General features: G+C 37.6%; 15 protein-coding genes and 1 tRNA gene. 2 read left to right on the forward strand and 14 right to left on the reverse strand.

Annotation, left to right across the window (positions count from 1 at the left end; all coding sequences use genetic code 11):
* Positions 1-73 precede the first annotated feature (73 nt).
* Entirely contained in the window at positions 74-964 is an 891-nt protein-coding gene (locus EZ449_RS11450; protein WP_131558805.1) for a winged helix-turn-helix domain-containing protein, read from the forward strand.
* Between the two features lie 445 nt (positions 965-1,409).
* Here EZ449_RS11450 and EZ449_RS11455 read toward each other — a convergent pair whose 3' ends face one another.
* From EZ449_RS11455 to EZ449_RS11480, 6 genes are all read right to left on the reverse strand, one after another.
* On the reverse strand, positions 1,410-1,817 hold the full coding sequence (locus EZ449_RS11455; protein WP_131558807.1) for a cupin domain-containing protein: 408 nt from the start codon (positions 1,815-1,817) through the stop codon (positions 1,410-1,412).
* A 21-nt stretch (positions 1,818-1,838) separates the two neighbouring features.
* The gene (locus tag EZ449_RS11460; RefSeq protein WP_205942994.1) at positions 1,839-2,771 is read right to left on the reverse strand and encodes a carboxymuconolactone decarboxylase family protein; all 933 of its coding nucleotides are present in this window, start codon (positions 2,769-2,771) and stop codon (positions 1,839-1,841) included.
* 59 nt (positions 2,772-2,830) lie between these two features.
* Entirely contained in the window at positions 2,831-3,076 is a 246-nt protein-coding gene (locus EZ449_RS23065; protein ID WP_262711126.1) for a cyclophilin-like fold protein, read from the reverse strand.
* Positions 3,077-3,317: 241 nt separating this feature from the next.
* The gene (locus EZ449_RS11470) at positions 3,318-3,803 is read right to left on the reverse strand and encodes a cupin domain-containing protein (protein ID WP_131558809.1); all 486 of its coding nucleotides are present in this window, start codon (positions 3,801-3,803) and stop codon (positions 3,318-3,320) included.
* 22 nt (positions 3,804-3,825) lie between these two features.
* A complete protein-coding gene (locus tag EZ449_RS11475; protein ID WP_131558811.1) occupies positions 3,826-4,896 on the reverse strand; it encodes an alpha/beta hydrolase in 1,071 nt (356 codons plus the stop codon).
* 89 nt (positions 4,897-4,985) lie between these two features.
* The gene (locus EZ449_RS11480; RefSeq protein WP_131558813.1) at positions 4,986-5,558 is read right to left on the reverse strand and encodes a DapH/DapD/GlmU-related protein; all 573 of its coding nucleotides are present in this window, start codon (positions 5,556-5,558) and stop codon (positions 4,986-4,988) included.
* A gap of 323 nt (positions 5,559-5,881) precedes the next feature.
* Between EZ449_RS11480 and EZ449_RS11485 the strand changes: the two genes are divergently transcribed.
* On the forward strand, positions 5,882-6,649 hold the full coding sequence (locus EZ449_RS11485; protein ID WP_317130432.1) for a helix-turn-helix domain-containing protein: 768 nt from the start codon (positions 5,882-5,884) through the stop codon (positions 6,647-6,649).
* A gap of 136 nt (positions 6,650-6,785) precedes the next feature.
* Here EZ449_RS11485 and EZ449_RS11490 read toward each other — a convergent pair.
* The 8 genes from EZ449_RS11490 to EZ449_RS11525 all read right to left on the reverse strand — a co-directional run bounded on the left by EZ449_RS11490 (position 6,786) and on the right by EZ449_RS11525 (position 14,299).
* Positions 6,786-6,865 (reverse strand) — tRNA-Leu (locus EZ449_RS11490).
* Between the two features lie 88 nt (positions 6,866-6,953).
* Positions 6,954-7,244 carry a DUF3817 domain-containing protein gene (locus EZ449_RS11495; RefSeq protein WP_131558818.1) on the reverse strand — a complete coding sequence of 97 codons (291 nt, stop codon included), beginning with the start codon at positions 7,242-7,244 and terminating at the stop codon, positions 6,954-6,956.
* Between the two features lie 175 nt (positions 7,245-7,419).
* A complete protein-coding gene (gene hscB, locus EZ449_RS11500; RefSeq protein ID WP_131558820.1) occupies positions 7,420-7,962 on the reverse strand; it encodes a Fe-S protein assembly co-chaperone HscB in 543 nt (180 codons plus the stop codon).
* An 84-nt stretch (positions 7,963-8,046) separates the two neighbouring features.
* On the reverse strand, positions 8,047-9,447 hold the full coding sequence (gene rseP, locus EZ449_RS11505) for an RIP metalloprotease RseP (RefSeq protein WP_131558822.1): 1,401 nt from the start codon (positions 9,445-9,447) through the stop codon (positions 8,047-8,049).
* 29 nt (positions 9,448-9,476) lie between these two features.
* Complete coding sequence (locus EZ449_RS11510; protein WP_131558824.1) at positions 9,477-10,637, reverse strand: 1-deoxy-D-xylulose-5-phosphate reductoisomerase; 1,161 nt, start codon at positions 10,635-10,637, stop codon at positions 9,477-9,479.
* A gap of 256 nt (positions 10,638-10,893) precedes the next feature.
* Positions 10,894-12,393 (reverse strand): GH3 auxin-responsive promoter family protein, encoded by a 1,500-nt coding sequence (locus EZ449_RS11515; RefSeq protein ID WP_131558826.1) that lies wholly within the window; start codon positions 12,391-12,393, stop codon positions 10,894-10,896.
* Positions 12,394-12,506: 113 nt separating this feature from the next.
* Complete coding sequence (locus EZ449_RS11520) at positions 12,507-13,334, reverse strand: hypothetical protein (protein ID WP_131558828.1); 828 nt, start codon at positions 13,332-13,334, stop codon at positions 12,507-12,509.
* On the reverse strand, positions 13,331-14,299 hold the full coding sequence (locus EZ449_RS11525; protein ID WP_131558830.1) for a glycosyltransferase: 969 nt from the start codon (positions 14,297-14,299) through the stop codon (positions 13,331-13,333). Before EZ449_RS11525 ends, EZ449_RS11520 begins: the two co-directional genes overlap by 4 nt.
* Between the last annotated feature and the right edge of the window lie 60 nt (positions 14,300-14,359).

The raw sequence follows: 14,359 nt of genomic DNA on the forward strand, positions 1-14,359 counted from the left end.
TTTGATATTTTTTGGCTTGATTGATTTGGATTGTAAAAAAAAATGTAAACTTTGTAAATAAAAACTTGACATTATGCATCTTAGTCGAAAGATCCGCACTGGAAAACACAAATACCTATTTGCATTAATTTTACTCTCCTTTGTATCTGTAGTCTGCGTGGCTTTTAGCATGGAGGGTAGTGACGATTTTGATTTCGCCAAAAAAGAAGTTTTGTTACGCCAAATCGGACATGAAACACTCTTACAGTCGGGCGACAGTATATCACGTGTACTTCCAGTACAAAAGATTGCCGATAATCAATACCGGATCAAGTTTGAGCATGATTTCACTTTTCAACCCGATTCTCTGGTGAATACTACGCGACGTTTGTTGGCCAAAGACCCACTCGCAGGTGATTATATTGTTAATGTACTGAACAGCAGCGATGCTAGCGTAGCTTATGGATACGCAATATCTGAAAACAAAAAAGATGATATTATAGCATGTAAAGGAAGAAAGCAACCCATAGCATCTTACATGATCGACATTAAATTCAAGCCGACAGCCATAAACACAACGAAGAATAGATACGTTTTAGCTAGCTTGCCATTTTTAGCATTCGTTGGCTTTATATTTTTGAGATCGGTTAAGCCACAAAGAACTTTGCCTGCTATTCTGGATAATGAAATGTTTAATTTGGGTTCAGCTTTGTTTGATTCAAAGAATCGTAAGCTTATAATAGATGGAAAAACAATAGACCTCACTGGGACTGAAAGCCGTTTATTGCTCATTTTCGCACTGTCTCCCAATGAAACTATAGAGAGAAGCCGACTGCAAAAAGAGATATGGGAAGATGAAGGTATTATTGTGGGGCGCAGTTTGGATATGTTCATATCAAAGCTCAGAAAAAAATTGGAGTTTGACCCGAACATAAATATTGTTGTTATACGCGGTAAAGGATACAAGCTTGAGATTGAAGTTTAGAAATAATCTCCAGCTAAGAACTGATCTTGCTAAAATTTAATTGGGCATTGTAAACAGAATCTCGTGGTTTACAGAAAAACTTATCCTAATTAGAAATAGAACTAACAAGAACCTCTTGCAAGGATAAATGTAGCGGCTTTAAATAAAAAAACCCTCTTTACTTTCGTAAAAAGGGGAAGTACCCCACGAATGTACTGAAGTAGAACTCGTTTATTAATTAACTTTAATCACCTCACTACCAATTAAATAAATTAATATGTTGATTATTACGTGCGGAAATAATTTTGTATAGTTAGGCAAAATGTATAACGCAAAAGCTATAATTGCTTGTCTAATTTGTATTAAGCACCAGTGATACTTCCTGAGCAAAAGAGCGTCTGAATGGAACCTCCAAACCGCAGTTGTTGTGGTTTGGAGGAAGGTAATAATGACAAACACAAGGAATTTAAATCTGATTGTAATGATCATCATCTACAGGTTCCAACCACTCAGGCGTCCCTGCCGTGATTACAATGTGCTCAAACCAGCTATCTTTTGCGGCACCATGCCAGTGTTTGACACCATCATTAATTACGATCACATCTCCAACTTTCAGGGCTTGCGCAGACTTTCCAAATTCCTGGTACCATCCCTCACCACCGGTTACCATCAAAATTTGAAATCCACCATTATGCCGATGCCAGTTATTTCTACAGCCTGGTTCAAAGGAAACATTACCTACGGCCACGCTTATGTTAGGGTCTGCGACTAAAGCATTATAATAACTCTGTCCAATAAAGTATTGAGCGTATGCATCATTTTTTTCGCCTATTGGGAAAATAATTCCATCTTGTACTTCTTCGTGTTTTGCCATTGCGTTAAATTTTATTGTATATTAATTTTCGATAAAAATTTCATTTACATAAGCCAGTGCATTAAGTGTTCTTGGAAACCCCATATATGGTAAACACTGAGTAATCACGCCAATCAAAGTTGCCTTATTATTCCCAACATTCTTATTGGCCTGTACATGTGCTTTCACCTGACTATCGGCGCCACCAAGACTGCTTACCATGCTGAGTGTTAACAATTCTCTCGTTTTTAAATCAAGCCCGCCACGGGTGTAGAAATCGCCAAAGCAAAATCCAGATAAATAATCTTGTATATGTTTTTGATTTTCAGGCGCATTTGCCCTCATTTTTGGTATGAGATCACCAAATATTTCTGTCTGGACAGCAATTCCCTTACTTAAACGAGTTTCTTTCGTTACCGTCTTTTGACTTTGAAGGGGTAGCAAAATGTTATTTGCTTTAAATGCCTCATTTATTTCATTTACAGCATTCAATGTTTTTGGGAAACCGATATATGGTGCGCACTGGTAAACTGCTTCTTTTATTTCGATGGGCGTTACTCCAATATTTAGTGCCACAGCAACCTGTGATTTAAGTTGGAGCAAATTTTGGTTTACTGTAAGCACAACTATTGTGGTGAGCTCACGCATCCTATTATCGAGTTTGCCCTGTTTATAAACCTCTTTAAAAATGAAACTGTTCATTATTTCCTGAAAATCAGGATCAGTTGCTTCTATGCCATTTATCCCTTCGCCAAACAACTGTTTAAATTTTTCTTCGCTATTCTCCATACGTGTCATAATAGTTATCTCTTTTATTTTTTGGTTATTGACCTTGCTTTCTAACTTGCCTTTGGGCTCGTCTGTAGGAGAAATTGCTTCTACTTTCGATTTGACCTGCTGTTTGGTTTCCTGTGAATAAGCAATGCTTATGAATGTAACCAAAGTTAACATTGTAATTAGCGAAGTTTTTATCATTATTTTTCTGTTTTCAATTTTTTTGGCTTAACTGAATTCTTCAATATTCCTTATAATTCTTACTGTGATTCGAACCTGATATTTACATCTCCAGAACCCAATGCAGCAAAAAGCCCGCTTACATTATCAATCTTACCAAGCCTGGTGTAACTATATGAAGTATTGAAGCCTTTGTAAAAAAGCACTAAACAGTTATTGCCATACAACATTAGATCCCCAACTTGAATATTCCCTCCCACAGAAGCATTGGTTGGCAAGGTGCTAGTGAAATTATAAAATTTCTCGTTCGCGTTGAGATCCTCCATTTTGATACTGAGTGGCAACATTGCCTTGAATGCATTAGCGATTGGTTGTCGTTTAGTGTTGCTGTAAAAACAGCGGTTCCAACTGTTATCTTCATTTTGCTTCCTGTTGGATTGCTGGTGTTTTCATTAGTATTGTTCTCATTTTCTACTGTTGGCCTAAGATCATTGCCCTTGCCACAGCTCGATATGCTTGAAGATAAGGAAACGAGCATCATAACGGTTATTAATAGATATTTCATATTTATTTATGATTACTGTATTCTTCAACGGTTACTTTCTGCAACCAGGTTACCATGCCATTTTCTGTCTTTGGCAAGATGTACATTTGTAGCATTCCGGTTTGGGGGCTTGCACCATGCCAATGTTCTACATTTGGCGGGCACATCACTATGTCGCCTTTTTTGAGGGTCTGTCTTGGCTGCCCTTTTATCTGATGGTAGCCTATTCCATCTGTGATGATCAGGATCTGTCCCGAGGGATGTATGTGCCAGTTGCTTATAGCTTCAGGCTCAAAATAAACATTTCCCACAACTGTGTTATAAACTGAATCATTTTCTACCAGACCGATGTTCCAGGCCTTACCTGTAAAATTTTCAGCAGGTCCAATTTCACCTTTCTGAAATATAAAATTCAGTTTATTATTATCTGCCTTACTGGTGATCTGCGCACTACTACTAATGCTCAGGAGCACCATTGAAGTAAATGCGATCAACGATAATGTTTTCATATATTTTGATTTTAGGTTATAATTATCTTTTTTCTTTCAGATGCTTAGCAAAGAAGGCTTCCAGCTTATCGAATGGGATCAGGTCGGTTTTGTCGTAAAGATCTACGTGTCCTGCATTCGGAACGATGACCAGTTCTTTTGGCTGGCCTGCACGTTTGTAGGCATCTTCACTAAATTCCCTGGAGTGGGCCTTATCTCCAGTAATGAACAACATCGGACGGGGGGAAATGGTTTCTATGTCATTGAACGGGTAAAAGTTGTTGAACTTTGTATTACTGCTCAGTGTAGGGTGTGTGGTATTTGCTGGCGAACCGCTTTTTGGGGTATATTCGCCTCTTGAGGTGCGATAGAATTCATAGAATTCACGCTGTATCGGATGGGTATTTTCATCTAGCTTGTGGGTAGTTCCACCTGTATATTTGATCTCGCCACCAGAAAATTCAACATATCGCTGTTCTGCAGCCTCTGCCTGATTTTTCTTGCGTTGTTCAAGGGTTTGCGAATGGTTCAGGGCATTGCGGCTGGCAGAACCCATATCGTACATGCTTACTGTTGCTATGGCTTTCATCCTGGGATCGATCTTGGCCGCACTGATCACAAAGCTTCCACTTCCGCAAATGCCGATAATCCCAATATTATTCCTGTCTACAAATGGCCTTGTGCCCAAAAAGTCTACTGCCGCACTAAAATCTTCAGCATACATATCTGGCAAAACCGCGTTGCGGGGTTCGCCCTCACTTTCGCCCCAGAAAGACAGGTCGATTGCCAAAGTGATAAAGTCTCTGTCTGCCATATTCGAAGCATATACATCGGCACTTTGTTCCTTTACTGCCCCCATCGGGTGGCCGACAATAATTGCGGGGTTCTTTGTCTTTCTGTCCATGTTGTTGGGGATAAATAGATGCCCTGCAACTGCCATCTGATATTGGTTCTTGAACGTAACCGCGTATATGGTTACCTTATCGCTTACCTTAAAAGTAGAATATTTTTTTCCTGATATTTCTTTCATCTGTACCGAATTTGATGTTGATTGTGCGCTTACGGTAACATAAGAAAGAACTGTAGTTAGCGCAATAAGAATTGATTTTTTCATTGAATATAATTTTGTTTTTAATGGTAATGAAGCTAACATGAGCATATTCATCTCGGTTTGTGAGTGGTATACTCATGTTGGTTTCATGTTTAAATGTTTTTAATAAATTTTGCTGGAACCCCTCCGACAATTGTATCTGGAGCAACGTCCCTTGAGACAACGGCTCCAGCTGCAACGACCGCATTTTCTCCAATGGTAACCCCTGGTAGTATAGTTGCTCCAGCACCAATCCAAGCGTTTCGCTTGATAATAATGGGTTTTGTAATCAGGGTACGCCTATCTGCTGGATCCAATGGATGGTTTTCGGTTACCAAGTTAACCCTTGGCCCGATCAGTACATCATCTTCAATGGTGATACTGCCCATATCGAGAAATGAACAGGCATGATTGATGAAAACGTTCTTTCCTATATTGGTAAACTTTCCGAAGTTGGTGTAAAAGGGGGTGAATATGGTTGTGCTCTCATCAATTCTGGCGCTAATGATATCGCTAAGCATACTGCGCACTGAATGGATATCAGTTGCAGCATTGAGCAGCTGCGAGATTTTCATCGTTCTATCAACAACCTCACTTATCCTGTAGTATTCAGGGTCGTTAAACCTAATGGGTTCGCCAGATTTTAACCTATCTAAAATATCTTCTTGCTCAACTGCTATATTCATAATTATCAACTTTAAATTTTATGTACCGTTCTGGGTGCGCTTGCCTTACCCAAAATCTATAATGCAAATATCGGTAGTGGGGCTGGCTTACGTTTTATACAGAATACTGTTTTGTTTACCACTTTTACTGATTCGACGCCAAGGCTGAGCAACAAGGGTTCATTTTTCCTAAATTTGAATTATAAAACAACGATATGGAAGAAGTGAAAAGGTTGGACACTGTCCGACAGTATAATGATTACGTTGGGGTACATACACTACATCCCCTTGTTAGTGTTGTGAACTTTCACGAAGTGCCTACCATTATACATTACAGGCATTATATGGATATCTATGCCATCTTCTTCAAAAACATCAAATGTGGAAACATGACCTACGGCTGCCAGACGTATGATTATGAGGATGGCACCATGGTATTTGTTCGGCCCGGACAGGTATATGGAATAGATAGCCACGGCGAAGCGGTGATCCCTTCCGGTTATGGGCTGATATTTCATCCTGATCTATTAAAGGGGACACATCTCGGGAAGACCATTGGAGAGTACAGCTTCTTTTCGTATGAAGTTAACGAAGCACTCCACCTTTCAAAAAAGGAGAAAAAGACGATAATTGAGTCCCTAGAAAAGATTTCGGCAGAAATAAAACAGAATATAGATAGGCATAGTAAAACACTTATCGTTAGCAATATCGAACTGTTCCTGAACTATTGTATGCGGTTCTATGATCGCCAGTTTATAACCCGTAACCATGCAAACAAGGATATTCTGGTACGCTTCGAAAACCTGTTGATCGATTATTTCCAATCTGGCAAGGCTTCACAACTGGGTCTTCCAAGTGTGGCCTATTGTGCAGACCAGTTGCACCTTTCTCCTAACTATTTTGGCGACCTGATCAAAAAAGAAACTGGCAGCACCGCACTGGATTATATCCAGACAAAAATGATAGACCATGCAAAAACCTACATTTTTGATCGTTCAAAAACCTTCAATAAAATTGCCAGCGATCTGGGGTTTAAATACCAGCAGCATTTCACAAGACTGTTCAAACAAAAAACAGGGATGACTCCCAATGAATATAGAGGTTTAAATTAATGGCCTTTTTAAAAGTTGATTTGTACCGAGGAGATGTACCACTTTCAATTAAACATAAATAGATAAAGTTCGTTTGAGGGTCGGGAAGTAAATTTAAGAAAAAAACACGCAAGGTATATGTACCTCACGTGTTTCGTACCCAGTGCCGGAATCGAACCGGCACAGTTTCCTATCGGTGTTTGAGACCGACGCGTCTACCAGTTCCGCCAACTGGGCATTTGTATTGGGTAGGGCTGCAAATGTATGTAACGAAACCCTAAATCACAAAATTATTTTCAATTAATTTCAACTCACTGAACATCAATTATCTTGGACGTTCATCTTTCAATTTTCGATCGACAACAAAGGGCATAAAGGGTAAAAGTGAGGCCAAGAAGATTAATACTGCTTTCCCAAATTTCCATTTCTGCTCTTGCCAAGCCAATATTAATGTGGCTGCGTAAAGTACAAATAGCAAGCCATGTGCCCAGCCAGTATATTTAACTAGCTCTTTATAATGAAAAATATATTTAATGGGCATCGCAATAAATAGTAAAAGCAAATAGGAAATCCCTTCTGCTACGGCAACCTTACGAAAAATGGAAAGTGAACTCATGAATCTGATTTTGCTCGAAAGTAAGGTAAACGAAACGGCTATCAGAAACTAAAAAATGATTTTACAATGTAGAGATTATATTTACCACGGAAACGCAGAAAACACGGAAAATTATAGCCTTGTAAAGACTGAGAATCAAACACTAAGTGATTTCGATTGTAGATGTGTCTCTATCCTAAAGCTTTTTCGGTAGGCGCTCTCGTATTCTAGCAATATATTTCTGACGATAGAAAATATCTTTTATCGCTGGAAGTAGCTTTTCAGAGTCATCAGGATTTTCGTCAAATTGCTTTACCAGCATATTTAATTCGTTTTCCAACTGTTTCTCTATAGAATCGACATCATTACCCACTTCAGCTAACTTAATTGCATCTGGCTCAAATTCCAGATCCATCAGCGCTTCATTAACATCCATCATCTCCATCAAGAAAGATTGTGGCAATTTGTATCCCTCATCCGTTTCTACAATCCCTTTAAGTTCTAAAACATATCTCAATCTTTTTTTGGGATTGCTGAGCGTTTGATAAGCCTTATTATTCAACGTTGATAAATCTAAAACCTCTTGCTGTTTTTCATCACTTTCATTGGCGTAAAAATCGGGGTGAAATTTCTTGCTAAGGCCATAAAATTTTGCCTTAATTGCATTTTGATCTGGATTAAATTGTATGGGTAAATCGTAAAACTCGAAATAATTAAGCTGTTTTTTTTGTTCGCTCATGATTGAATTTAAATTAAAAAACCGCAGATATACAGATCGAATAAATCGGATCAGTACATCTGCGGTAATGATATAAATTAGGTTTTACTTCCCGAAAGATTTTAAAATATCGTTACCAAAGGCAAATACCATTAAACAAATTAAAATCACGAACCCTACAATTTGCGCCTTTTCCAATACCTTTTCGCTTACTGGTTTGCGTTGCACCATTTCTATCAAAAGGAAAACTACATGACCACCATCTAAGCCTGGAATTGGAAGTAAATTCATAAATGCCAATGCCATAGAAATTAATCCGGTTAAGGTCCAGAATTTAATCCAATCGAAAGTGCTACCATAAACCTTTGCAATACCAATTGGACTGCTGATGTTGCGGGCACTCAATTTTCCGGTAATCATTTTGCCAATACCTTTTGCATTATCTACAAATGTGCTCCAAGCCATACTCGCTCCTTCAGGTAACGATTGGGCAAAACTAAAATCAACATGTGCAGATTCTGGCTCTTTAACATTTGGGCCTACACCAATGGTACCATCTTTACCAACAATAGGACTAAAACTTATTGCTCTACCCTTTCGTAAGGCCTCAATCGTTATTTTCTTATTTTTATTTGCAGAAACTTCTTCTTTAAACTGATCGAGGAAAGTGATTGGTTTACCATTTACGGATAATATGCTATCGCCAGGTTTAATTCCTGCACTATAAGCAGGATAAATAGGTTTTTCGAACTTTCTTCCAAATATATTATCGAGTATTTTACCTATAAAAGATTGTTCATCTACCTTTGGATCTGGAACAGTAACTTTATCAATATGCTCCATTATATATCTTGGAGAGATAAAGTTATCCTTATCATTTTTAGAAAGTTTATTTAAAATTGTATCGGGAACTGATATGTATAATGTCTTATTTGCTCTTAAAACGGTTAATTGAGCGCCATCAAATAAAACCTTACTAGAAATGGCATCTTCAAAACGGATCAGTTTATTTCCGTTAATAGCCAAGATCCTATCGCCATTTTTTAATCCAATTTCTTTACCAATGTTGCCAACAGCAATACCATTGGTTAATTTTTCATTTACTGTATAACTTTTTCCGTAAGTAAATGTTAGCATCCAAAAGATTAAAACACCTACAATAACATTCACAATAATACCACCAAGCATTACAATTAAACGTTGCCAAGCAGGTTTTGATCTAAATTCCCATGGCTGAGCAGGCTGAGCCATTTGCTCGGTATCCATGCTTTCATCAATCATTCCGGCAATTTTTACATAACCGCCAAGCGGTAACCATCCCACACCATATTCTACATCTCCTTTTTTGAAACTAAAAAGCTTGAAGCCCCAAGCATCAAAAAATAAATAAAACTTTTCTACTTTAATACCAAATGCCCTGGCTGCCAAGAAATGCCCTAATTCGTGTAAAATTACCAATAAAGACAATCCAAGCAGCAGCTGCCCCGCCATAATCAATCCATTCATATTCTATTCTAAAATTTTTATGTTAGATGTTAAACTTTACTTTTTGTTACTAATTCGGCCGCTAAGATACGGCTATGTTTGTCAGTTTCTAAATAATCGCTCAATTGCGGTTTTTCGATGAAGTTAATCTCTTCCATGCATTGTTCAATTACATCGCTCATTTGCAGGAAACCAATCTTATCTTTTAAAAATGCCTCTACCACAATTTCATTAGCAGCATTCAATATACAAGGCATATTTCCCCCTTTTCTTATGGATGTGAATGCTAAATCTAAATTTCTAAAGGTTTTCATGTCTGCTTTTTGAAAGCTGAAGCTTGGGTAATCCAAAAAATTAAAACGTTTAAAATTGTTTTTTAGCCTATCCGGATAATTTAATGCATACTGAATGGGCAACTTCATATCTGGAACGCCCATTTGCGCTTTCATAGATCCATCGGTAAACTGCACCAGAGAATGAATTATAGATTGCGGATGAACAATTACATCAATCTGATCAACATCAAGATTAAATAGCCATTTAGCTTCGATAACCTCTAAACCTTTATTCATCAGCGATGCTGAATCTATTGTGATTTTAGCGCCCATTACCCAATTAGGGTGTTTTAAGGCTTGTTCTTTTTTTACTGTTGATAAGAAATCTTGATCTCTACCAAGAAACGGTCCGCCGGATGCCGTTAAATAAATTTTTTCAATTTCATTCTGCTCCTCGCCTACCAAACATTGGAAGATCGCCGAATGCTCTGAATCAACCGGAAGAATTTTAACCTGATGCGCCGCAGCTAATTGTGTAATATATTCACCAGCAACTACTAAAGTTTCCTTATTGGCTAAGGCAATATTTTTACCTGCTTTTATAGCGGAAATGGTTGGTTTCAAACCCACTGAACCCATTAATGCAGTGAGAACAATATCACTTTGTGGATAAGTAGCAACTTCAGATAAAGCCTCCTCGCCAGCCAGAACCTTAATATCAAAAGAAGATAGGGCTTCTTTCACATGTAAATACTGGCTTTCATCACAAATTACTACAACTTCTGGCTTGAACTCTTTAGCCTGTTGAATCAGTAATTCTGAATTTTTTAATGCAGATAATACGGAAACCTTAAATATCGTCGGGTTATCTCGAATAACTTCGAGTGCCTGCGTACCTATGCTTCCTGTAGAACCTAATATGGTGATTTTTTTCAAATTATTTATAATATCACAATGATTGAAAACTCAACCATCAAATTAATTCATTTTGTCATGCTGAGAAGCTCGTCTTTATTAAAATGCTAATCAGTCAATTATTAACCGTCAATAACGCTGTCATTCTGAGGTACGAAGAATCTGAAATCGATGAAATACAATCTTCAATTAACCCACCTCAAAAAAAAATGCTAGTGAAGTTTTTTCGAGCAGTGTTAATAGCATAGGGATTCTTCGTTCCTCAGAATGACAGATCCTACGCAATATATCCTTCCAACCCATCAGCCAATTTCCTATCGTTACTTAACCTCGGCACTTTATTTTGTCCGCCTAATTTCCCCTCACTTTTCATATAATTTACAAAGGCATCTTTTTGCAAAGTACGTATAATTAAGGGCTGGAGGATTTTTCCCTCAATCAAATCAAAGTAATAAATATTTTTCTTTTGCAAAACCTGATCTACCTTTTCACTAAAGGCCGCCATATCTTTTGGTGCTGATGAAAACTCCACAAACCATTCGTGATAAGGTAATTCGCCCGCTTTTGGATTTACTTGTGGCGCCACTGTAAACTCTGTAATTTCTACTTTTTCTTCGTTCGCAACCGTTAGCAAGGCATGCTCAACTTCCTCTCCAATTACGTGTTCGCCAAAGGCAGATATGAAATGTTTTATGCGACCTGTAACTACAATTTTGTATGGATTTTTGGAGACAAATTTTATCGTATCGCCAATACTATAACCCCACAAACCCGCATTAGTATTTAAAATCAATGCATAATTGGTATCTAGCACTATTTCGCCAAGCGATAAACGGGTTGGATTTTCAGTATGAAATTCATCCGCTGGAATAAATTCATAAAATATTCCGGCATTTACCAACAGCAGCAAGCCCTTATCTTTCTGAGAATCTTGGTAAGCGATAAATCCCTCTGATGCGGGATAAGTCTCTATCGAATCGATTTTCTTGCCAATACTTTGTTCAATTTTTGCTCTATATGGCTCGAAGTTTACGCCTCCATAAATAAACAGAGTGAAGTTTTTAAAGACCTCACTGATTTTTTTTCCTCCCGATTTTTCAGACAGTTTATCAAAATACATTTGCACCCAAGGTGGAATACCAGAAATCAATGTCATGTCCTCATTGATAGTTTCATCAACAATGGCATCGACCTTTTGTTCCCAATCTTCGATCACATTCGTTTCGTAAGATGGCAACCTGTTCTTTTGTAAATAAGCAGGAACATGGTGCGCCACAATTCCAGATAGACGCCCAACGTTAATACCGTTTTTAACGTTCAGAACAGGGCTTCCCTGCAAAAAGATCATTTTACCGTTTACAAAATCCGCTTTACCCGTTTCATGAATGTAAGTTAAAATGGCATTTCGAGCCGCTTTAATATGCTCTGGCATCGATTCCTTTGAAAGCGGAATATATTTTACTCCTGAAGTTGTGCCCGAAGTTTTGGCAAAATAAAGTGGTTTACCTTTCCAAAGTACATCAGCTTCGCCTGCCACTACACGATCTACATAAGGTTTTAATCCCTCGTAATCCTGTACCGGAACTCTCTGTTTAAAATCATTGTAATTTTTGATCTCACTAAACTGATGATCTTTACCGAATGCGGTGTGCGCAGCTGATTTTATAAGCGATTTAAAAGTTTCTTCCTGCGCTTTTAGGGCGTTTTTTTTCCATTTGTTAATGCCATTTACAACCAACGCAGCGAATGGCTTACTAAGTGCCGCTTTTAATCCCATAACCCTAAGCCCCAAAGGGGCTTCTCCTTTCCAATGTTAATATTTAATTTACTAAAGATGATAAACATTTTCTTTATTCTGGGTTTTAAACTCCCCCTTTAGGAGATTGGGGGTTAAACGATATTATGTAAAATATCTGGATGTTCATCGCCCTTATACTCACCAGCAATTTTGCGATAGGCAACCGTTAAAGCCACACTTGATAATGGGACAATAATAAAAGAGCTCAAAATATTAACTACAAATGCGACAAATGGCCAATGTAATAAGTTGAACAACAAGTAAATTAAGTATCCACCACCAAGCACCAACAATAACAACAAAATTTTGGTAAAGTTTCCTTTTGTTATGGCTAAACTCAATTTAATGGATTCAAATGGTGCTGCATTTTTGTCAATAATAAAGAAAGGGAAAAACGAAATTCTTAACCAAGTAATAAATAGTGCAAGAATAGCTATGCCGACTGCAATTTGAGTAATTACAACCCCAGTGGTTTGAAAGCTCTCTACCCAACCAATTTTAACCAGATACCTCAAAACAGGATCTAGAATATATAAGACTGGAAATAAAATCAATCCGATAAAAAGAATACATCCAACAAAGTATAAGGTTGCTATTAAAAACCTGATAATTTGTTGCCTAGTGGGCAAAGTATCAACAATTTTAACGTCATTATCCTCATCATCCATGAGGTGAAAAATGTATTTGAAAAGGGAAAGATTAATCGTGAAATATAAAAACACAAAAACAATGGCCATGATTACACTCAGCACTTTACTCACATCCTTAATAAAGAAAGCCATTAAACTTGATGCGCTCGCGGTTATAAACATTAAAAAACATAGCGTAGCAATAGAAAAATAATGTTTCTTGGTAATGCCCCACGCCTTTTGAATTACATCGTTAACGGCAAACGTACTTTCTTTTAGGTAATTTATCATTGTTGTTTGAATACCACTCTTTTAAATAAATCTTGTATAAATCCTAAGCCGTAAGCGGTTAATTGGATGAATGAAGATATAATGCTCAAAAATGCAACTTTTAAACTTTTATTTACAGACCATGAGTGAAAAAATATCAACATAAAGAACATGAGCACTATAAAATCGCCTACAACTCCTAATGGCCAATAAATGATATTACAAAGGATTGTAATTATAAAGCCAATCGTAAATATGGCAGGGAAAAAGTGTACCAACTTTAACTCTTTCGGGAAGTGTTTATAAATATTAATCCTCGCCCGGCCAAAGAAATGCAATTGTTTGTAAAACTGGCTGAAACTTGTCCTACGTTTATGATAAACCTTGGCATCGGGAATTAATCCGATTTTAAAACCAGCTTCGTGAATGCGAATGCTGTACTCGATGTCCTCTCCCAGCCTGGTCAGAATAAAACCTCCAACTTTTTCCCAAGCCTGGCGAGAAACACCCATGTTAAAACTTCGTGGATGAAACTGACCCACATGTTTTTTATTACCTCGAATACCACCCGTTGTAAAAGGGGAAGTCATGGCGTAGCTAATTGCTTTTTGAACAGGTGTAAAACTATCATGTGCCGCATCAGGACCACCATAAGCATCTAGTTTATGCTCATACAGATAGTTTTTAACGATCTCCAAATAATCTGGCGGCACTAAAATATCAGAATCAAAAATGATAAAATAGTCTCCATTGGCTCTTTCGAAAGCATAATTACGAGCGAAACCTTGTCCTGCATTTTCCTTGAAATAGTATTTAACATCAAGCTGGCCGGCATACGAATCTACAATTGCCTTTGCATCTTGCTTTGAGCCATCTTCAATAACTAAAACCTCAAACTGTAAATAAGTCTGTTTAGTTAAGGTGTATAAAAGCTCATCAATTTCTTGAGGACGATTATAAAGCGGAATGATGATGGAGAAAAACATGTCTTGAAGATGGAAAAGGGAAAATGTAAGATGTAGGATGGAAGTCCATTTTACAAATTA

This window comes from Pedobacter frigidisoli, assembly GCF_004331675.1.
Classification (GTDB): domain Bacteria; phylum Bacteroidota; class Bacteroidia; order Sphingobacteriales; family Sphingobacteriaceae; genus Pedobacter; species Pedobacter frigidisoli.